The following is a 20,158-nucleotide window of genomic DNA, read 5'->3' as shown; positions in this document are numbered from 1 at the left end:
TCGCTATCGCACCGGCTCTGAAACATGGCGGGTCGCATTCGGCAACACTGCCAAGCGTCCAGCCGCGTAGCACGCGCGCTCTCCCGCCACAAGCGAGCGGCGGACGAGCTGGCGGCAAGCGGCGCAGCGCCGTTCGGTTCTGAATGTGGAGGAAGCGGGACGGCGACGACTCGCACGCACTGCCATTGCACGGGGAGAACGGCGCGATCGGGAAGGACGCCTGCTCGGTAGCCACCGTGACCGACGCGCCCGCCGTGACGAGCGCGTGCGGCGACCAAACAGGCGCGAAGGACCGCGCCGCGTGCCAGCTCGGCCGCGATGGGGAAGACGGCGCGCCGGGCGCGCCCGGCGCCGGCGGCTGGGGTGGACACCTCACCGAGGCTGGGGTGGGAAGGCGTGTCCGGTGGCCACGGCGGTACGGGAGCGCCCGGCCAAGGGGCGGCGGCTGGGGCGGCGGGAGCGCCGGCGGGCCCTCGATCGGCATCGCTTATGTCGATGACAAGCATCTCACCCTGGATCACCTCACCTTCGAGATCGGCCCAGGGGGCCCGCTGTGTCCCATAACCTACGCCGCGGATGGCAAGGACACTTCCTTCCCGGCTCTCTTTGCATCGATGATGTGAGCGGTGTTGACGAGCCCGACGTGAGAGAACGCCTGTGGGAAATTGCCGAGCTGGCGGCGCAGCTCGGGGCTGTACTCCTCGGCGAGCAGGCCGACATCATTGCAGAGGGAGACCAGGCGATCGAGGAGCGCCTCCGCGTCGTCGAGGCGACCGGCCATCGCATAGTTGTCGGCGAGCCAGAAGCTGCAGATGAGGAAGGTCGCTTCGTCCCCCGGCAGACCGTCCACCCCCGTTTCCGTCGCGTAGCGCAGGACGAGGCCATCCCGGGTGAGGCCCTTCTCGATCGCCGCGACGGTGGACAGCATGCGAGGATCATTGGCGGCCAGGAAGCCCATGTGCGGGATCAGGAGCACGCTGGCGTCGAGGGCCTCCGAGCCGTACGATTGAGTGAAAGCCCCGACGCGCGAGTTGAATCCGCGCTCGAGCAGGTCGATGCGGATCTCCTCGCGCAACGCGCGCCAGCGCTGGAGCCGCTTCTCCAGTCGATGCTGTCCGCCTACACCGAACTCCTCGATCATGCGTACGGCGCGATCCACGGCCACCCAGGTCATCAGCTTCGAGTGCGTGAAGTGCAGCTGCTTCCCCCCGCGTATCTCCCAGATGCCTTCGTCCGGCCGCTGCCAGGACTTCTCGACGAAGTCCACGATCTCCACGATAGGGTCCCAGGTGTGCGGCAGATCCGGCAGGCCGTGCGCGCGGGCATCGTAGAGCGTGTTGAGCACCTCGCCGTAGACGTCGAGTTGAAACTGATCGTATGCGCCGTTGCCGATCCGCACCGGCCTCGATTCCTCGTATCCCGGGAGCCACGGCAGCTCGATCTCGGTGAGCCGATGCTCCCCGGCCACGCCGTACATGATCTGCAGCTGCGCAGGAGCGCCGGCGACCGCGCGCATGAGCCAGTCGCGCCAGGCCTGCGCTTCCTCGAGATACCCGCCGCGCATCAGGGCGTCGAGCGTGAGCGTGGAGTCGCGCAACCAGCAGTAGCGATAGTCCCAGTTGCGAACGCCGCCGAGCTCCTCCGGCAAGGACGTGGTCGGCGCCGCCACGATCCCACCCGTAGGCGCATAGGTGAGCGCCTTCAGCGTAAGGAGCGACCGCACGACGGCATCACGCCAGCGGCCCTGGTAGCGACAACGGCCCGCCCACTCTCGCCAGTGACGCTCGGTTCGCGCGAGCTCCTGCTCCGCGTCGACGGGGTGCGACGGCGCGTGTTCATGCGACGGATAGAACTCGAGAGTGAACGGCAGGCGCTGACCCGCGCGGACGACGAAGTTCGTCTCCAATCGGGCGGCGTTCCAGTCGGGGGCAAGCGATGCTGGGCTGCTGAACGCAAGCGCGGCGGGTCCAGACGTGAGCGTCGCTCGGCCGCCGTCACACTGGATCCACGGGATCACGCAGCCGTAACCGAACCGCGCCCTCAGATCGGAGTGCATCGGGACTTCGCCCTCGATTCCTTCGACGATCCGGATGACGTCGTGGGCTCCGTCGACGAGCCGGGTGGCATCGTGCGAGGCGACGCCTGGGGGCATGAAGTCGATCAGGCGCACGCGGCCGCTCTCGCAGGCGAACTCGGTCTCAAGGACCAGCGTGTCCCGCCGATAGCGCCGCTCCAAGCTTCGTATCGCCGTGGCTGGCCGGATGGTCCAGTAGCCGTGGTCGTCGCGTCCGAGCAGCTTCGCGAAACACGCGTCGGAGTCGATGCGTGGCAGGCAGAGCCAGTCGAGCGAGCCGTAACGCGAGACCAGACCGACCGTGGTCGTGTCACCGATGAGGCCGTAATGTTCGAGCGGAGCTGACATCGCTACACTATGCATGTCCGTGTCTGGACCGCAATCCTCGAGCTGATCGTTCGCCGCCCAGACTGCCTGATCCGATCCGCGTCCGCAGCGCCATGTCTCAACGCGTTCGCTCGCTCATTCCGCAAGCAAGAAAGCTCATCAAGGCCGTCGTGGCGGGACGGCACGACGCTCGCCTGCGAGGCGTGTTCCGGATCACGGCATCTCGCGGGCATCCTCGCACCCCTTCCCACTTACGTATCAATCTACAGAACGCGGGCGGTCCTGGCCGACGAATCAATGCTGCTCGCCCACCGCCTCACGGCGGAGGCTTTCGGCCGCCCGCCGGTGGTGCAGGAGCCTCGGCCGCGGCGGCCACGCCGGCCGCAGCGGCCAATCCGGCGACGATGCCATCCCAGTGGCTGCCCTTCCACAGGACCTTGCCGCATCGATCGCACCGCCAGAACTCGTCGTGCCGATCCGCCACCACCGCCGGCACCGCATCCCGGACACTGTCCTTCGTGGCGGCCGTGAGCGCGCCGCCGCACGCCATGCAGCGGGGGTCCCGCACGGGCAGCCCGAGCTCCCGCAGGACGAAGCCGGCCTGCTCCGTCGGCCGCAGCCCGCGCGGCACATAGAGCCCGCGCACGGCCGCGGTGCGCAGGGAGCGCCGCTCGAACACGCCGGCGTCGGAGCTCAGCAGCACCCGGCCGGTCTGCTGCGCGAGGCGCACGAGATCGCCGTCGTCGATGCCGTGCTCGAACATGGCGTCGTAGCCTGCGCCGCGCAGCCAGCGCGACAGGCCGCCCAGCATCGCGTCGCACAGGAAGCTCGGCGCCGCCGCGCCGCCCTGCGCCGCCACGCCGCCCTGCGCCGGGGCCGCGCCGCCCTGCGCCGGAGCCGTGCCACCCTGCGCCGCCACGCCGCCCTGCGCCGGGGCCGCGCTGCTCCCTTGCGCCGGAGCCGCGCCGCCCTGCGCCGGATCGGCTCCGCCGCCCGCCTCACCCACGAGCACGCCCCATTGCGCTCAGGATGGCGGAAGGCCAGCGGGCGGCAAGGGCGCCGCTCGCGAAATCCCCACGCGCCCGCCGCGCGCTGCTACCGTCGCCTTACGGTCAAGCGACCGTGGAGGAGTCGATGTCGATGAAGGGTGCAAGGTGCTCCTGCGTGGCGGTCGCGCTCGCCGTGCTGGCGAGCGCGCAGCAGGCGTCGGCCTACTGCCGCTCGAACACCTGCAAGAGGTCGGAGCTCTGCCTGCAGGACGACCAGCCGGTCGGCGAATGCAAGCCGCTGCGCTGGACGGGCGATTGCATCGGCTTCAGCATCCAGGAAGACGCGTCCAGCGAGATCTCCTACCAGGAGATCTCGGACGTGCTCGATGCCGCGTTCGACACGTGGATGCAGGCGCCCTGCGAAGGGGGAACGCCGGGGCTCCGCGTCCAGAACCTCGGGCCCGTCACCTGCGGAGCGGTGGAGCTCAACGCCAGGGACGGCAAGACCAGGATCGTCGATGGCCTCGTGCCGGGCAACGCCAACGTGGTCGTCTTCCGCGATCTGGAGTGGCTCGCGGCCTCGGGACACAACACCGAGATGCTCGCGCTCACGACGGTGCAGTTCGACAGGAAGACCGGTGATCTCTGGGGGGCCGACATGGAGATCAACACCGATCTCTACGATTTCACCGTCGGGGACGACTCCGCCGCGCCGAGGGAAGATCTCCTCGCCATCGTCACGCACGAGGCCGGGCATTTCCTGGGCCTCGACCACAGCATGGCCGGCCCCGAGGCGACCATGCACTCGAGGTACGACAGGTCGGACCCGATGAACTTCCGGACGCTGCACGACGACGACATCGCGGGCATCTGCCAGATCTACCCCCCTCGGGATCTCTCCGCGTCGACCTGCAACCCCATCCCGCCGCACGGGTTCTCTCCCGAGTGCGCCGACGATCAGATGGTCCGCTGCAGCGCGGCGCCGCCCGCCGCCGGCGGCCCAGGGGGGAGCGTACCGCTGGCCGCCGTCGCGATTGGCGCGGTCGCCTGGCTCCGCGCCGTCGGGCGTCCCCGCGCCGGCGAGCGCGGCCGGCGCGAGGCCCGCCGCGCCGACGTTAGGCGCCCTTCCGGATGAGGATGACTCACCACCATTTTACGGTGGTACCCCAATTTGCCATGCGCAACCTCGCGAAGTTACTCCGATCCGGAAACCGTCAAGTGCCCTGATCAGGACACCACGTGGGCGTGGTGGGGCCGCCGCTCCAACGCGACATCGAGCCGGCGATCTGATAAGTTCGACGAATGAACCTGCGTCGAGCGATCCCATACCTCTGTCCGTTGGCCCTGCTCGCCGCGTGCACGGATGAACAGCGCTCTGACGCGGGCACAGGCGGAGGCACCGGGACCTCCGCGAGCAACGGGAGCACGAGCGCAGTGACCGGGACCAGCGCAGCCAGCGGCGGCACGGGCGGCGGTGGCGGCAGTGGCAGCAGTGGCAGCACGGGTGGCAGCGGCGGCAGCGGCGACGTGCCGCCCCGGGAGCCCGAGGAGGTCCCGGTGCTGGAGGACATCACGTTCTACGACGGCTACGCCGAGACCGTCGACGAACCGATCCCGGCCGGCGTGATCCGCCACAACAACTCGCTGGTTGCGACCAGGTTGACCGACGAGCTGCTCGCCAAGGTCCAAACGACCCTGAAGGTCCGCGTGGTCGTGGGAGCGCTGTGCGACAACTACGACCGACTCGGCTCGGTCAACCTGGCGCTGGTCCCCAAGGGCGCCCAGACCTACGTTCCGGGGGAGGTGGACCGGATCGAGATCGCGCGATTCGTCACGCCGTTCATGGACATGAACAAGCAGCCGAAGACGGTCCCCTATGAATGGGAGGCCAGCAACCTCGTGCCGATCTTGAAGGACCCTGACCTCCTGGCCGAACACGATTTTTGGTTCGAATTGGGCATCTTCGGCGTGCCTTACGCCGCGAACGACGAGGTCCCCGGGTGCGCTGGTCGCAATGACACGCAGCTCGGATCGCTGCTGTTGTATACCGACAGCACGCAGGAGGCCCAGGACTTCAGCGTCCTGTTGCCGCTGGCGATCAGCGAAGAATTCAACAACTACGCCACGGGCGCCAGCGACAAGGTCGGCACGACCCGCAAGACCGTCAGCTTCGAGTTGCCGGCAGATACACAGAATGCACAGCTCGTGTTGATCACGTCGAATCACGGCGCCAACCAGGGCGGGGAGGAGTATGTTCGCCGCGACCATTACGTGTACGTCGACGGCGAGCTGGCCTTGCAGTACAAGCCCGGGCGCACGTCGTGCGAGCCGTTTCGCAAGTACAACACCCAGGCCAACGGCATCTACGGGACGTCCCCGCGGTCGGACAACGAGTGGCAGTCGTTCAGCAATTGGTGCCCTGGCGACAGGATCGACACCCGGATCGTCCCGTGGGGCGCCGCGAGCGCCGGCATGCACGAGTTCGTGATCGACGTCCCTGACGCGACCTTCGTCGGCGGGGAGGGCAATATCCCGTTCTCGCTCTACGTGCAGGCGCGTTAGGAGCTCCCAACGCGATCCGAGCGTCACGCTCCCCGTAGCGGCCGTCCCACGGTACAATCACGCTGTCCGCGCGGGGTGACATAGAACACCTTCCGGCCAGCACCCGACGCGGGAACAGCCCGGGCCGTCACCGCGCTCCCGGCGCCTGCGCGCGGCGGCGTCCGTGCCGCCGCGCGCGCAGCAGCGCGCCGCCGGCCGCGGCGAGGCAGCTCAGGAGCGCCCCGGCGCGCCCCCCGCCCGACGCCCCGCAGGAGCAGCCGCCGCCGGCGCTCGGCTCGGCTGCGCCCGCGCCGGCCTCTCCTCCGGCGGCGCTCGCCTCGCTCTCGCCCGCGCCCGCGGCGCCGCCCGGGCCGGCGCCGGCCTCGCACGAGTCCGCGGCGCCGACGAAGCGCGCTGTCGCCCGCCAGAGCATGGGGCAGGTCCGGCCGGTCGAGCTCTCGCCCCCGCAGGCCTCCGGCGCGCCGCAGAGCCGGTCGAGCGTCATGAGCGGCGAGAACGTCCTGCCCCCGTCCGTGGAAACGCCGGCGGAGAAGCCGTCCACGGGCTCGTCGGCGCAGGCGAAGAGGCCCCGCGGGGTCCAGGTCAGGCAGCGGACGCCGAGCTGCCCAACCTGGGTGAACTCCAGGGTATCCGTCGGCGCGACCCACAGACCGTCCAGATCGCTGCCGGCCGCGATCTCGGTCCCGTCGGGCGAGAGGGCGAGGCCGAGGAGGCTCGCCGCCTGGAACACCTCACGCCACGTGGCGCCGCCGTCCCGCGAGACCAGCAGGGCGTCCGCGCCGTCGCCGTCGCGGCGCACGTACACCACGTCAGGGTCTTTCGGGTCCACGGCGCCGAGGTACGGCAGGTTGCGATCGTCGCTGCCAGGGACGTCGAACTCCTCCCAGGTCGCGCCGCGATCGTCCGAGCGCCGCACGATCCCCTCGAACGTGGGGCCGTTGCGGCGCCCGCTCACGTAGATGCGCCGCGGATCGCTGGGCGCGCTGTCCAGGGTCACGCCGAGGAACGTGCTCGGGAAATCGACCCCGGCCTGCGTCCAGGTCCGTCCGTCGTCCTTCGATTCCCAGACCTGCGTCAAGATCGCGTCGCTGGCCATGACGCTGGAGCCGAGAAGGAGGACGCTCGCGGGATCCGCGCGATCGATCGACAGATCGACGATGTTGCGCTGGGCGAGCGCGCCCTCGGCGATGTGCCAGTCGCAGCCGCGGTCGTGCGTCGCGCTGAGCCCGTCGAAGAGCCCGGCGAGGATCGAGCCGTCGGCGGTGACGACGAGCATGGGGTCCTCGAAGCCGCTGTAGCCAATGGCCGCTTCACAGATCCACGACCAGCGCTCGCCGCCGTCGTGGGTGGTGAGGACGCCGTAGGTCGCGCGGACGATGATGTGCTCGGGATCGGCGGGATCGACGAGGATCTGGCCGGCGGTGGGGTATCGGCCGTTGGCGCGCGCGGGCGTGGCGGCGGAGAGGGCGAGGCCCGCGGCGGCGGCCGCGAGCCCGAGAGCGATACGGTTCATCGAGGCGAGGTTAGCTACTGCCGCCGGAACTGCTGGTTCGTCCCGCTGTTGCACGTGTACTGGGCGAGCCTGGCGCCGTCGGCGGTGCTGGCTCCATAGACATCCACGCACTTCCCGCTGTTGACCGAGCGCAGCGAGACGACGCCGTTGCCGCGATCGATGAGGTCCCACTTCTGGCTGCTCTTGCTGCTGTTGCAGTCCGCCTGCGTGATGTTCGCCCCGTTGTTCCGGCTGGACCCCTGCACGTCGGCGCACTTTCCGCTGTTCACGTTCTTCACGGTCGCCGTGGTGCCGCTGATGATCTCGACTTGCCACTGCTGGTCGCTCGCCCCGGTGCACGGCCGCTGGACGACGGTGGCGCCGTTGTCCAGGCTTGCCGCGTTGACGCTCATGCACTTGCCGGAATGGAGGGCCGCCAGGCTCTGGCCGGCAGTGCCGCCGGTGCCGCCCCCGGTGCCGCCGCCCGTGCCGCCGCCGGTGCCGCCCCCGGGGTCGGTCGTGCCGCTGCCCAGGCCGGAGATCTGGAGCTGCGCGCCCGTGGCCGACACGGAGACGAGCTTCAGCGTCGCGTTCGTCCCGAAGAGCTGATGAGAAGCGCCGACGGCGAGCGGCGCGTCCCTGAAGTTCCCGCCAGGGATCATGTCGAGCAGGTGCGCCCGGCCGCTCTCTCGCGACTGCGTGAAGAACGCATGGATGAGCAGGCCCTTCGTGGAGAGGTTGCGCGAGTCGACGACGTTCGTCGCCGCCGGCTGGCGGAACTCGATCTGGTACATGATGTCGTTCGGGCCCTTGACGCGGAGGAGCTGGGTCCCGGCGCTCGCTTCGGTCATCGGGGCCAGTGTATACGTTCCGTCGGCGGTGACCGTCTGGGCCTGCGACGACGGGATCCACCCGAGGTTCACCTTGTAGTTGGCGTTGAAGTGCTGCTTCCCGCCGTTGCCCATCGGGTCGAACGGATCACCGTACTCGTCGAAGGTGCAGTCGTTGCTCATCGTCACCGTCGCCCCGGCGTCGCGGCACGTCCGCGAGGAGGCGTGCCACAGGCCGAAGTTGTGGCCGAGCTCGTGCACGACGACCTCGGGCCAGAGGCCGGCGATCCAGGTGGCGTTGCCGGGCTGCGCGCCCATGCCGGCGTACCCGCAATCCATCTTCCCCATGATCATGTAGTGCTGGTACGCGTTCAGATCGAAGCCGGCGTTCTTCGCCGCGGTCTTGGCCTCGTTCTGCCATCGGTTGTAGTCGTCGCACTTGCCGAAGGTGATGTTGAACGGGCCGGCGAGGTCGTACTCGAGCTGCATCTTGCCAAACGACGAGCCCGCCAGGTGGGTCGCCGCTCCGGCCATGGTGTTGCGCACGTCCTGCTCCGTGCCCAGCGTCTGGCCGCCGTCGAACTGCACGCGCAGCACCAGGACGCGCTTGGTCCCGGTCGTGACGAGCGCGCTCGTCAGCTCGCCGATCCCCTCGGCAGGTCGCATCGTGGCGACCATGATCGCGCCGTCGTCGGTCTCGGTGCCGAACACGTCCACCGGGGAGCCGCTCGCCGTGCGCCAGTCGATCGACGGCTCGGCGCCCGACGCCGTATCCGTCATCGAGTCGAGGTTCAGGCGCACGAACACCCCATCTTCTCGCTCGAGCATGTACCGCGCCTCGCCATTGGCGACGGCGACGGTCAGCGTCCCCGAGGCGGTCGGGGTCGGCCCCGCTTCGTCACCGGCGTCGAGGCTCAGACAGCCGGGCGCGAACGCGCACGCTGCGGTGAGGGCAGCCGCGGTGAGGTGTGACTTGAAGCGCTTCATTGGATCTTCCTTTCCTGGCTCGGTCCGATGCGCCCATCTCCCCCGATGTCGGAGAGCGCCGCACCATCCCCCTCAGGAGCCCGGGCGCGGCGCGACGGAGCGCTGTCAAGGAGAGGCCGCAAGCGCCGCCAGCCTCTCCGCTGCTGATGTAACTTGACGGCCAATCCGCTCGCGGACCCGCGCGACGATCGCTCGCGATCGCCGCGCCGTGCTGCCGTCCACGCACCCTCGCGAGTGCCTGTCCCTTCAAAGCAAATCCGCGGCCACAGTCGTGCTACCGGCTTGACACGGGCAGCGTGCCTCTCTGGGTGAAACAATCACGTGAGGACGGCCCGTGATCCAATCCGATATGATGTTTGCGCGACTGGCATGGATCGCGAGAGATCCTGAATGGACATGAAAACACCACCCCAGTGAGACCACGTGAGTTGGTGGATGAGCTCTTGTGCTCGGCGGATCGAACGAACTCGGCCGGAATTCTGCGCGATTTGCTGCGAGGGTGGCAATCCGTGGTCGCGGGTGAGCGCGTGAGTCCCCTGGTGAGGGTGCAGGCGGCGATGTGGGTAGATTGGCGCCCTCGCGGCGCACGGTCGCGTAGACCCCGGCGACCGCCGGGAACACGACGCCGGGGGCGACGGTCGCGCTCGCGACCGCGGCGTCGGGCTTCACGCGGGGACGAGCAGCTCGGCGAGCGGGAGCAAAGCGTAATCGGCGGCCGCGATAAACCGCATCTCCCCGTCGATCAGGTAGAGGTCGGCCGCTCCGGGTCGATCGTCCAGGATCCCGACGTCGTAACTGACGACGTCTCCGTCGACGCGCAGCGTGCGGATTCCTCCGATCTCCTTCTGGTGCGCCGCCGCCGTGAGCCAGTCGTGACCGAGCTCCGCCTTGCACTTCCTGTGACCGGTGTGACCGGCGACCTGTCGCAGGCCGCGCGGGAGCGAACGCGGCTCGAAGCGCCGTGGCCGCGCCGGATCGAGCTCCCATGCCGGATCGCCACCCACGCGATCGACGTGCGCAGGCCGATGATAGAGGAGGCCGCCACCTTCGTTGCCTGCAGCGCCTGCGATGTGGAGAGGCTCGAGCGAAAGCGGCGTGCGTGCGCCGCTCTGCCATTCCGCGCGCCGCGCGTCGACCGCGGCGCGCAACTGTCGCTCGAGGGCCGCCGCCAGTCGATGCGGGTCGCGCTCGTCCGGCATGCCCAGTATCGCGAGCTCGCGCGTGGTCACGCCCGCGTGGGACAGCAACACCGCGCGGCCGTCGGGCAGCACGCCCGAGAGCGCGAGATGAAAGCGGCCGCAGAGCAGCAGATCGATGACGAGCTCGCGCTGGGACTCGCTGAACGACGCATAATCGCGCGCCGCGAGCCCCGGGGTCGCTACATCGGGAAACTGCGCTGCGAACTCGTCGCGTTCGCGCCGCGCGGCGGCCTCGGCGCCTTCACGCCGTCTGGTCTCCTTGATCGAGCGCCCGAGCTCGCGCGCCGCAGCGAACCGCACGTCGTCGAGGCCGGCGAGCTCCATGACCCGCGCCGCGTCATGATTGCCGAACAGGAGCCGCACCTGCGCAGGATCGTGGCTGGCCAGCCAGCGCAGCGTGCTGAGCCCCTCCGCGCCCGCGCCCACCGGATCATCGAGGTCATAGTCGAAGTGATCGCCGATCGACACGAGCACGACGTCGTCGGCCAGCCGGCCGTCCGCGCCGAGCAACGCGTGCGACGCGAGCACGGCCATCACCTTGGCCATCGGCGCCTGCGGGTCGCCCATCACGAAAATGCGCTGGGGCGTCACCATTTGCTGAGGCGCGGCCATGTCACGTATTTTAGCATGTCCTCAACGTTGGGCAAACGCTTGTCGATTATCATGCTACCCGGCCGCCTCCCGCCCTTGGTCTTGAGCATCCGGCGCTCAGCCGCCTCGGCCATGGCCTGAGTGAGGAGCCGCTCGTGCAGTGCCCTGCGCTCGGGCGTCGAGCGCGACGAGGCAGGGGATGAGCACTCCAAGCCTGGATGGGATCGAACGAGGGAGCGCGCCATCCTGCCCTCACTTGCACGAATCGCAGACGCGCAGCGCCCCCTCCTCCACCGTGCTGCTTCCAAAGAAGCCCGGCTTCGGGACGGGGCTTTGAAGGATCTTCCGTGCCGTGGAGCAGTCATCGCAAACGACCTTGCCGCATATGCGGCAATGGTGGCGGCGCAGCGTGAACGAGAAATTACGGCGGCACAGAGGGCACCGCGACACGAGGTCATCCTCTTGCCAGGTGGGGATCTGCTGAACCTCGAGCGACGTTGGAGGGAGCACCGGCTTCGACGTCGGGGGCAGGAGAGTGAACGACGGCGTGGTCGTCTTCGGGGGCGAGAGCGGCAGCGGCGTCGAGGTCGTGAGCAGCGGCGTCGTCCTCGAGGTCGTGAGCAGTGGCGTCGAGGTCGTGAGCAGCGGCGTCGAGGTCGTGAGCAGCGGCGTCGAGGTCGTGAGCAGCGGCGTCGAGGTCGTGAGCAGCGGCATCTCCGGCTGGAGCGAGAACGGCTGCGTCGTCGAGGTCGTGATCAAGCTCGTGAGCGGCGCCGTTGTGAACGTCGTGTGGAGTTCCGTCTTGGCGAGCAGGAAGTTACCATGGGTCGTCTCCTCCGGTTTGTCCGCGATCGATGTAACCTGCGGTATTAATAGCTTGGAATATTGATGACGCTTGGCGTCATAGCGACAAATGTTGCTCACCGGAACAAATCCGGGCTTCTTCTTATACCAGTATTCATAGCTCTCGAGCTCGCATTGAATGAATATGCCCCCAGGTTTGAGCGCCATGTGTTGATCGCGCCGGATCTGGCCGAACGAGAGCATGATGTGTATATCGAGGGTGTTCCTGACCTCACTGAGGAGGACCGTTTCCTCGTGATCCTGGCAGATCTCGATCCCGCAGGAGAGCCCACCCCATTTGAAGTGGCCCGTGGTTGTCCCCGGGTTGAACGCGAACTGCGGGGAGTCCTCGGTGTCCGCCTTGCGCTTCTTGTCGTAGCGAAATACGGGTTCCTTGCTCGCGACGAGCGCGGTCACCGACAGCTTCTTCTTGCCGCGATCGACCCACTGCATGGAGCCGGCCACTACAAGGTGTTTTGGCGGCAGCTGTTTCGATAGGGATTCCATCTCGCTTGTATAGAACCCCAAGTCCTTCGTCGTGTACGGCTCGTCATCGTTGTGAAACAGGTAGTCCGGTGCGACGAAGATGAGCTCGTCTTTGACGCCGACGAACCGCTTCTGTGCGACGTCCAACGCGGCAACGAACACCTCCCACTTCTGGCCCAGGGAGAGCTTCTGAAGGACTTCGTGCACCGGGTTCCAGACGATGATCACAAGGGGCATGGCATGCTCTCGCGGGGAAGGTGGGGGGCGTCGCGTCGGGGCGCCCTCCGGCGCTCACGAAGCGCTTGACCAGGCGGGCCGCGGCCAGGACCCGCGCGGCCTTGCCGGCCTCGAGCCGAGAGGGAGCGCGTGATCCACCAACAAGGGGTCGGACGGGGACATGGCGCCTTCGCCTTACCGCGTGAGAATCCCGGCGTCGATTCCGACCAGCCGGAGGGCAAGACCGTCACCTTCTTCGTCAAGCGGAAGCGCGCCGGGACGCAGCCGAGCCGACGCTCGACATGTACATGCCGGCTCAGCGCGGCACGGGCCACTCGAAGTCGATTGGCCAACCAAATCCAAGGGCAAGGAATGCGGGAAGTCAAGAAACCGCATGAAGGGGCGCGAGGTCCCAGTGACGAGAACTTCTCTTGCCCGCCCCTTGCGCCCCTCGCGGTTTCTCTTCCCTTCTGTTGCTTTCCTCGGGGCTGCCTCATCGTCGGCGCTCTACAGCGGTGTCCGCCCCCCTCTGGTACACGCGACGCAGAGCGGCGGTCTCCCGCACAGGAGACGGGCCCAGATCGGCGTTTTCGGCGCGCAAGCGCACTCCAGTGCGCTGAGCACCGAAAACGTCGAGGTGGGCCCGTATCCGAAGCGGGTGACCGTCGCTCTAGGTTGCTCTGGAGCGATCTACGCGGAGTTCGATCCAGGGAGAGGTCTGCTCGGCCAGGGTGCGGTAGGTGAGCGCCGCGGCGCCGACGAAGAAGAGCGCGAGCGCGGCCGGGCCGATGTCGATGCTCCCGGCCGACTCGACGGTGCCGAGCATGCTCGCGTGGAACGCGCGGAACAGGCCGAGGTGAAGCGCCGCGAGCGCCCCGCCGAGCGCGAGCGCCCAGGAGCGGTGGAACCGCGCGCGCTGGGCGTGGTGGGCGATCACCGTCTCCGAAGCGACACAGAGGCTGCCGTGCGCGGGCGCCCGGAGCACCCAGGCCCGCGCGGCGTCGCGGTACCCCGAGCCGGCGGCGCTCGCGTCGATCTCGCGGCGCACGGAGCCCGCGATGTAGATCGTGTCGCCGGGGCGGACCTCGGACACGTAGGCGGGCGCGCCGCCACGTCTCGTCGGGACGAAGGTGGTATCGAGGCTCAGCCTGCCGCTCGCCGGCTCGACCCGCACCGTGGCGCCCGAGGGGAGCCGGAGCGAGAACGCGCGCGCCCGCGTCTGCCACGCGCTCGGCGCGGCGCCGGCCTGGCCGCCGCACGGGATCTCGACCGCGATCACCGCGTCGCCCGGCGCGGTGTCCTCCGCGCTCACCTCGCCGCGCAGGAGCGCAAACCCCTCGCGTATCGCGCCGTGGGATGCCGAAGGGCTCCGCGCATACGCGGCGATCTGCGAGCGCCGCCGGTGGTGGTGGCAGCGCCCGATCGCGATGGCGACCGCGACGCCCAGCATCACCCCGGCGACCCCGTAGACGATGAAAAGGCTCGCGACAAAACCCATCGTGACAGCGTAGACGTGCGGCGTCGGGGCGTCGAGACGGGGTGTTGGTCTCGGGAGCCCGGGAGCGCAAGGCGCGCTTCTCGCACCATAGCCGCACCGCGGCCCCGCGCCCCGCGTCGGCGCAGACAGCGGCGCACAGCGCCGCAGATACCAATCCCACCTCGTGTGTGGCGCGCAGCGCACCTCACGCCTGCTCCGCCGCGTGGATCGCGGTGATTGGCACTTCGGCCGTTTCGCGGCGCCCTCGCACGTGAAGTTGGTTCGACAAACGCTCGTAGTTTCAATTACTTGCAGTGGTTTCCCTCCTCACGTTCCGCTCCTGCTCCATCGCTGGAGCGACGCCCTGGTGCGCCAGCCAACGGCCGTGAGGCCCGCCGAGCGCTTCGCGTGAAGGCCCGAGCGCCGCTGCGCGCGAGGGAGCGCGCATCCACAGGTGAGGCGCGGCGGGCACAGCCGTGCGGCGCATTGCGGTCCGGACGGGCGGATTATCACGGCGGGAGGCGATTTCGATATGAGGCAAGCGCCGCTCCAGGGCCGAGCGCGAGGCCGCGTCCTGCGTGTCGGGCGCGGGTGGCGCCGCGCGTCAGAAATGGGCGATAGAAGTTCAACGCGGTGCCGGAAGCGTGTTAAGGAGACACCGTGTCCGACCAGCTCAGCTCGGATCTCGCCTCGCTGCGGATCCAGCGGGACGTCGATCCCGATCGGCGGAGCCCGCTCCGCACCGTCCTCGTCGCCGCGGTCGTGCTCGCGGCGGTCGCCGGCGCCGCCGCGTTCGCCCTGCCCAGGGCGCAGAGCGCGATCTTCAAGACCGAGGTCACGACCACGGAGGTCGCGCTGGTCTCGCCGGCGCAGGCGTCGATCTCCGTGACGTCGACCGGGTATGTGGTCCCGCAGGTCGTGTCCAAGGTCGGGGCCAAGATCCCTGGCCGCATCGCGCGGGTGCACGTCAAGGAAGGCGACGTGGTGAAGCAGGGCGACCTGCTCGTGGAGCTCGACGACGCCGACCAGAAGAGCCTCGTGGCCGCGGCCCAGGCCAAGGTCGCGGCGGCGCGGGCGCGCGCCGCGGCTTCCCGGGCGAGCATCGTCGAGGTGGAGCAGCAGGTCGCGCGGGAGCGGCTGCTGGTCGAGCGCCAGGTGACCGGCCGCGCGTCGATGGAGGACCTGACCGCGCGCATGCACTCGCTCACCCAGTCGGCCGCGGCGGCCGACGCCGAGGTCAAGGCCGCGGCGGCCGACGTCGAGAGCCTCCGCGTCACGCTGGCCGACCGGAAGATCGTCGCGCCGATCGGCGGCACGATCATGTCGAGGCCGCCGGAGGTCGGGGAGGTCGTCGGCCTCGAGCTGCCGCACCTCGTCGAGATCGCCGACTTCGCGTCGCTCGTCGTCGAGACCGATGTCCCGGAGACGCGCCTCTACCTCGTCGAGCCCGGCAAGCCGTGCGAGGTGGTCCTCGACGCGTATCCGTCGAAGCGACACCGCTGCACGACGCTCGAGATCGGCAAGCGGGTGAACCGCGCCAAGGCGAGCATCCCGGTGAAGGTGAAGTTCGTCGGAGACCCGAAGGAGGCGCTGCCGGAGATGAGCGCGCGGGTCAGCTTCCTCGCCGAGGCGCTGTCCGAGGAGGCGATGAAGGAGCCGCCGAAGCGGGTCGTCCCGGAGGCCGCGGTGGTCGAGCGGGGCGGCGCCAAGGTGGTGTTCGTGGTCAACGAGGGCCAGGCGAGGATGGTGCCCATCAAGGTGGGCGGCCCCGCGCCCGGTGGGCTGGAACTGCTCGACGGCCCGGCGCCGGGGGCGCGCCTCGTGGCGAGGCCGGCGGCCGACCTCGCGGACGGTCAGAAGATCAAAGAGAAGGAAAAGGGGAGCGAATGACCGAGGGGTATCGCGACGGGAAGCCGAAGCCCATTGTCGAGCTGCAGGGGGTCGGCAAGAGCTATTTCCGCGACAAGGAGCCGATCGTGGTGCTCGACAACATCACGCTCGACGTCCCGGAGGGGTCGTACGAGGCGCTGATGGGGCCCTCGGGCTCGGGCAAGTCGACGCTGCTGAACCTGATCGCCGGGCTCGATCGCCCGACGCGCGGCTCGGCGCGCGTGGCGGGGCAGGACCTCACGAGGATGAGCGACGGCGAGCTGGCGCGCTTCCGGTCCAGGACGATGGGCTTCATCTTCCAGGCCTACAACCTGATGCCGGTGCTCACCGCGGTCGAGAACGTCGAGCTGCCGCTGCTGCTCACGAACCTGTCGTCGTCCGAGCGGCGGAAGCGCGCGCAGACGGCCCTGCGCGTCGTCGGGCTCGAGGAGCGGATGGGCCACTATCCCCGGCAGCTCTCCGGCGGCCAGGAGCAGCGGGTCGCGATCGCGCGGGCGATCGTGAACGACCCGACGATCATCGTGGCGGACGAGCCGACCGGCGATCTCGATCGCAAGAGCGCCGACGAGATCCTGGCCCTCCTTGAGAAGCTCAACAAGGAGTTCAAGAAGACCATCCTGATGGTCACGCACGATCCGCAGGCCGCCGAGCGCGCGACGGTGACGCGCCGGCTCGACAAGGGGAACCTGTCATGAACCTCGTCTCCGTCGCCGCCAGGAACGTCCTTCGCAACAAGTTCAGGACGCTGCTGACCGTGATCGGCGCGGTGGTGGCGGTGCTCGCGTTCGTGCTCCTCCGGACGGTGCTCTCGGCGTGGAACGTCGCCGCCGACCACGCCGCGAAGGACCGGATCGCGACGCGGCACAAGATCTCGTTCATCCTCCCCTTGCCGAAGCGCTACATGGACACGGTCCGCGAGGTCCCCGGCGTGACGGAGGGGTCCTTCATGAGCTGGTTCGGCGCCAAGGACCCACGCGACGCCAACAATTTCTTCGCCTCGATGGCCGTCGAGTCGAAGACCTTCTTCAAGGTCTACGATGAGATGGTCGTCTCGCCCGAGGGCATGGAGCGGTGGCTGGGCGACAGGAAGGGCGCCATCGTGGGCGACGTCCTCGCGACCCGGCTCAAGGTGAAGCCGGGCGACACGGTGACGCTGGAGGGGACGATCTACCCCGGAACGTGGCAGTTCAACGTCTCGGGGATCTACACGGCGACGCGCAAGTCGATCGACAGGTCGCAGTTCATCTTTCACTACGACTACCTGAACGAGTCGCTCCCCGAGCGGCAGCGCGACCAGATCGGCTGGATGACCGCCCGGATCGACGATCCGTCGCGGAGCGCGGACATCAGCGCGGCGATCGACAAGATCTTCGACGAGAAGGACGTCCAGACGGCGACGATGAGCGAGCGGGCGATGAACCTGTCGTTCATGGCGATGATGTCGGCCGTGCTGACGGCGCTCAACGTCGTGTCCATCATCATCCTTCTCATCATGATGATGATCCTCGGCAACACGATCGCCATGGGCGTCCGGGAGCGGACGCGGGAGTACGGCGTGCTGCGCGCGCTCGGGTTCGAGCCGAAGCACGTGAGGATCTTCATCATCGGGGAGGCGGCGACCATCGGGCTGCTGGCCGGGTTCCTCGGGCTCGTGGTCTCGTATCCGATCGTCGAGCTCGGGCTGGGCCGGTGGCTGGAGGAGGACATGGGCGCCTGGTTCCCTTATTTCCGGATCGAGCCTTCGACGATGGTCATGGCGGTGTTGCTCTCGATGGGGCTGTCGCTCGTCGCGTCGCTCATCCCGGCGTACAACGCCTCGAAACTCTCGGTCACCGACGCGCTCCGGCGCGTGGCGTGAGCGACCCACGCAGCCTGTCTTCGACACCCTGAAAGCGGGAGAGAGCGCTCATGATCCCCGTCGCCTACAACGTTCGAAATCTGGTGGTGCGCAAGACGACGACCCTCGCGACGGCGTCCGGCCTCGGCCTCGTGGTGTTCGTGTTCGCGTCGGTGCTGATGCTCGCGAACAGCGTGGAGCGCACCCTGGGGCGCACCGCGCGGGACGACGTCGCCATCGTGATGCGGAAGGGCTCCGACGCCGAGATGGTGAGCAGCATCGAGGAGCAGCAGATCGGCGTGATCCTCGCGAGCGCCGAGGTCGCGAAGCGGCAGGACGGCAAGCCGGACGGGGTGGGGGAGGTGATCGCGGTCATCCTCCTCGAGAAGCTCGGCACGGACGGCATCTCCAACGTGCAGGTGCGCGGCGTGCCCGACGACGTGCTCGCGTTCCGCTCGCAGGTGAAGATCATCGAGGGCCGGCCGGCGCAGCCGGGCACGGACGAGGTGATCGTGGGCAAGGCGATCAAGGGCCGCTTCAAGGGCCTGTCGCTCGGCGAGTCGTTCGAGCTGCGAAAGAACCGGCCGGTGAAGGTCGTGGGGGTGTTCGAGGACGGCGGCTCCTCGTCGGAGTCCGAGATCTGGGCCGACCTGCACACGACGCGCTCGGCGTTCGGCCGCGAGGGGGGCGTCTCTGCGGTGCGGGCGCGGCTCGCCTCGGCCAGCAAGTTCGACGCGTTCGAGGCGTCGATCGAGCAGAACCGCACCCTCGGGCTCGAGGTGATGCGCGAGAGCGTCTATTACGAGAAGCAGTCCGAGGGGACGAGCATGTTCATCAAGGTGATGGGCGTGCTCATCGCGGTGTTCTTCTCGATCGGCGCGATGATCGGCGCGATGATCACGATGCACTCGTCGATCGCCAACCGGCAGCGCGAGATAGGCACGCTGCGGGCGCTCGGCTTCTCGCGGTTCAGCATCCTCGTGTCGTTCCTGATCGAGTCGGTCCTCCTCGCGCTGGCGGGCGGGGCGCTCGGCGTGCTCGCCGCGCTCGGGATGAGGTTCGTGCGCTTCTCGACCGTCAATTTCGCGAGCTGGTCGGAGGTCGTGTTCACGTTCGAGCCGACGCCCGGGATCCTGCTGACGTCGGTGGCGATCGCGGCGGTGATGGGCCTTCTCGGCGGGTTTTTCCCGGCGCTCCGCGCTGCGCGGATCAGCCCGATCCAGGCGATGCGCGGGTGACCCGGGGCGCAGGGGGCGGCGCCTGAGGCATCCCCCGCAAATTCTTCGGAAAGTTCACAGGGAGGCGGGGAGACGGGGAGGTAAGTCTTCAAATACTCCCTGTCTCCCCGCCTCCCTGTTCAATTTCCCCGCTGAAAAGGGCTGCGAAAGGTGTTCCGGCGCGCCCGGTGCTCCCTTGGCCGGGGACGTGCTCTCCCCTCGGCGGGGGGAACAGCATGCCCACGATCACCAAGGCGATTTACGTGAACTTCGCGGCGGGGAGGAGCGTGGACCGGCTGAATCGGCTCTCCTCCCTGGTCCAGCGGACAGAGCTGAACTCCATGGTGATCGATATCCGATCGGAGGAGGGCGCGCTCCTCTTCGAGCGGGACGAGGTGACCAGGGCCCAGCTGGGCGCCCTCCGCGACGCCGGCATCTACCTCATCGCCCGGCTCGTCGCGTTCAAGGGCGGCCCGCGGGGCTGGTACGACCCAGGCTCGCAGCCGCGATGGCGGGAGATCGCGGAGATCTCGCTCCGGGCGTACGACGTCGGCTTCGACGAGGTGAACTACGACTACGTGCGCTATGGCGCGGCCCGCGAGCCGCGGTCTCGGACGCCGATCGAGGAGAGGGCGCCGACGATCCGCGCTTTCTTCGAGTTCCTCCGCGCGGAGGTCGGCAATGCGGCGTCTCGCGCGATCTCCGCGGATGTCTTCGGGTTCACGCTGCTCGGGCCGCAGGACGGGATAGGCCAGCGGCTGGAGGACGCCGTGGAGCTCTTCGACTACGTGATGCCGATGCCGTACCCATCGCACTGGGGCCCTGGCAGCTTCGGGTTCGCGAACCCCGCGCATCACCCCTACGAGATCCTGTACGCGTCGCTCTCGGCCGGCTGGCGCAGGGTGGCAGCGCTGCCCGGGCGCATCGGGCTGCTGCGCAGCTGGATCCAGGCGTTCGATCTGGACAGCTCGCGCCCCATGCAGCGGTACGAGTACACGCCGTGGCACATCCAGGAGCAGATCCGCGCCATCGACGACGCCGGCTGCGCGGGCTACGCGGCGTGGAACCCCCGGAGCCACTACGACGAGAGCGCGTTCGTCGGCGCGCCGCGGGACACGGCTTGAGCCGCCGCCCGGCCGAA

General features: G+C 68.8%; 15 protein-coding genes. 8 read left to right on the top strand and 7 right to left on the bottom strand.

The features are described from left to right. Positions 1 to 143: 143 nt before the first annotated feature. Positions 144 to 623, top strand: coding sequence for a hypothetical protein (locus tag WME79_RS36660; protein ID WP_437524679.1), 480 nt, complete (start codon positions 144 to 146; stop codon positions 621 to 623). Here WME79_RS36660 and WME79_RS36655 read toward each other — a convergent pair. Beyond that, positions 566 to 2,422: a glycoside hydrolase family 15 protein gene (locus tag WME79_RS36655; RefSeq protein WP_437524676.1), complete on the bottom strand. Its 1,857-nt coding sequence runs from the start codon at positions 2,420 to 2,422 to the stop codon at positions 566 to 568. The genes WME79_RS36660 and WME79_RS36655 overlap by 58 nt on opposite strands. 295 nt (positions 2,423 to 2,717) lie before the next feature. Beyond that, entirely contained in the window at positions 2,718 to 3,413 is a 696-nt protein-coding gene (locus WME79_RS36650; RefSeq protein WP_437524673.1) for a Mut7-C RNAse domain-containing protein, read from the bottom strand. Between the two features lie 128 nt (positions 3,414 to 3,541). On the opposite strand from WME79_RS36650, the gene WME79_RS36645 reads away from it, so the two are divergent. Beyond that, positions 3,542 to 4,525: a matrixin family metalloprotease gene (locus WME79_RS36645; protein ID WP_437524670.1), complete on the top strand. Its 984-nt coding sequence runs from the start codon at positions 3,542 to 3,544 to the stop codon at positions 4,523 to 4,525. A gap of 167 nt (positions 4,526 to 4,692) precedes the next feature. Continuing rightward, complete coding sequence (locus tag WME79_RS36640; RefSeq protein WP_437524667.1) at positions 4,693 to 5,952, top strand: peptide-N-glycosidase F-related protein; 1,260 nt, start codon at positions 4,693 to 4,695, stop codon at positions 5,950 to 5,952. Positions 5,953 to 6,079: 127 nt separating this feature from the next. Here the strand turns inward: WME79_RS36640 and WME79_RS36635 are convergent, their stop codons facing one another. From WME79_RS36635 to WME79_RS36615, 5 genes are all read right to left on the bottom strand, one after another. Beyond that, positions 6,080 to 7,465, bottom strand: a complete 1,386-nt coding sequence (locus WME79_RS36635; protein WP_437524665.1) for a WD40/YVTN/BNR-like repeat-containing protein — start codon at positions 7,463 to 7,465, stop codon at positions 6,080 to 6,082. A gap of 14 nt (positions 7,466 to 7,479) precedes the next feature. After that, positions 7,480 to 9,261, bottom strand: a complete 1,782-nt coding sequence (locus WME79_RS36630) for an RICIN domain-containing protein (RefSeq protein ID WP_437524662.1) — start codon at positions 9,259 to 9,261, stop codon at positions 7,480 to 7,482. Between the two features lie 665 nt (positions 9,262 to 9,926). Further along, entirely contained in the window at positions 9,927 to 11,072 is a 1,146-nt protein-coding gene (locus WME79_RS36625) for a metallophosphoesterase (protein ID WP_437524660.1), read from the bottom strand. A gap of 231 nt (positions 11,073 to 11,303) precedes the next feature. Further along, entirely contained in the window at positions 11,304 to 12,617 is a 1,314-nt protein-coding gene (locus WME79_RS36620) for an FYVE zinc finger domain-containing protein (RefSeq protein WP_437524657.1), read from the bottom strand. 649 nt (positions 12,618 to 13,266) lie between these two features. Then, a complete protein-coding gene (locus WME79_RS36615) occupies positions 13,267 to 14,094 on the bottom strand; it encodes a hypothetical protein (RefSeq protein WP_437524655.1) in 828 nt (275 codons plus the stop codon). Positions 14,095 to 14,733: 639 nt separating this feature from the next. On the opposite strand from WME79_RS36615, the gene WME79_RS36610 reads away from it, so the two are divergent. The 5 genes from WME79_RS36610 to WME79_RS36590 all read left to right on the top strand — a co-directional run bounded on the left by WME79_RS36610 (position 14,734) and on the right by WME79_RS36590 (position 20,141). After that, a complete protein-coding gene (locus WME79_RS36610) occupies positions 14,734 to 15,963 on the top strand; it encodes an efflux RND transporter periplasmic adaptor subunit (protein WP_437524652.1) in 1,230 nt (409 codons plus the stop codon). Further along, positions 15,960 to 16,658, top strand: a complete 699-nt coding sequence (locus WME79_RS36605; protein WP_061620404.1) for an ABC transporter ATP-binding protein — start codon at positions 15,960 to 15,962, stop codon at positions 16,656 to 16,658. Before WME79_RS36610 ends, WME79_RS36605 begins: the two co-directional genes overlap by 4 nt. Next, entirely contained in the window at positions 16,655 to 17,821 is a 1,167-nt protein-coding gene (locus WME79_RS36600; protein ID WP_437524648.1) for an ABC transporter permease, read from the top strand. The genes WME79_RS36605 and WME79_RS36600 overlap by 4 nt, the downstream gene beginning before the upstream one ends. 50 nt (positions 17,822 to 17,871) lie before the next feature. Further along, a complete protein-coding gene (locus tag WME79_RS36595) occupies positions 17,872 to 19,038 on the top strand; it encodes an ABC transporter permease (protein WP_437524645.1) in 1,167 nt (388 codons plus the stop codon). Between the two features lie 215 nt (positions 19,039 to 19,253). Beyond that, positions 19,254 to 20,141 (top strand): putative glycoside hydrolase, encoded by an 888-nt coding sequence (locus WME79_RS36590; protein ID WP_437524642.1) that lies wholly within the window; start codon positions 19,254 to 19,256, stop codon positions 20,139 to 20,141. The last annotated feature ends 17 nt before the right edge of the window (positions 20,142 to 20,158 follow it).

It is taken from the genome of Sorangium sp. So ce726, from assembly GCF_051521405.1.
Lineage (GTDB): Bacteria > Myxococcota_A > Polyangia > Polyangiales > Polyangiaceae > Sorangium.
Note: the sequence above shows the minus strand (reverse complement) of the source record. Positions and strands in the feature narration are given on the sequence as shown.

Bases quoted from the DNA above. Each gene is read 5' to 3' on its own strand.
- WME79_RS36660 (WP_437524679.1), top strand. From the start codon at position 144: ATGTGGAGGAAGCGGGACGGCGACGACTCGCACGCACTGCCATTGCAC.
- WME79_RS36655 (WP_437524676.1), bottom strand. From the start codon at position 2,422: ATGTCAGCTCCGCTCGAACATTACGGCCTCATCGGTGACACGACCACG.
- WME79_RS36645 (WP_437524670.1), top strand. From the start codon at position 3,542: ATGAAGGGTGCAAGGTGCTCCTGCGTGGCGGTCGCGCTCGCCGTGCTG.
- WME79_RS36640 (WP_437524667.1), top strand. From the start codon at position 4,693: ATGAACCTGCGTCGAGCGATCCCATACCTCTGTCCGTTGGCCCTGCTC.
- WME79_RS36635 (WP_437524665.1), bottom strand. From the start codon at position 7,465: ATGAACCGTATCGCTCTCGGGCTCGCGGCCGCCGCCGCGGGCCTCGCC.
- WME79_RS36630 (WP_437524662.1), bottom strand. From the start codon at position 9,261: ATGAAGCGCTTCAAGTCACACCTCACCGCGGCTGCCCTCACCGCAGCG.
- WME79_RS36625 (WP_437524660.1), bottom strand. From the start codon at position 11,072: ATGGCCGCGCCTCAGCAAATGGTGACGCCCCAGCGCATTTTCGTGATG.
- WME79_RS36620 (WP_437524657.1), bottom strand. From the start codon at position 12,617: ATGCCCCTTGTGATCATCGTCTGGAACCCGGTGCACGAAGTCCTTCAG.
- WME79_RS36615 (WP_437524655.1), bottom strand. From the start codon at position 14,094: ATGGGTTTTGTCGCGAGCCTTTTCATCGTCTACGGGGTCGCCGGGGTG.
- WME79_RS36605 (WP_061620404.1), top strand. From the start codon at position 15,960: ATGACCGAGGGGTATCGCGACGGGAAGCCGAAGCCCATTGTCGAGCTG.
- WME79_RS36600 (WP_437524648.1), top strand. From the start codon at position 16,655: ATGAACCTCGTCTCCGTCGCCGCCAGGAACGTCCTTCGCAACAAGTTC.
- WME79_RS36595 (WP_437524645.1), top strand. From the start codon at position 17,872: ATGATCCCCGTCGCCTACAACGTTCGAAATCTGGTGGTGCGCAAGACG.
- WME79_RS36590 (WP_437524642.1), top strand. From the start codon at position 19,254: ATGCCCACGATCACCAAGGCGATTTACGTGAACTTCGCGGCGGGGAGG.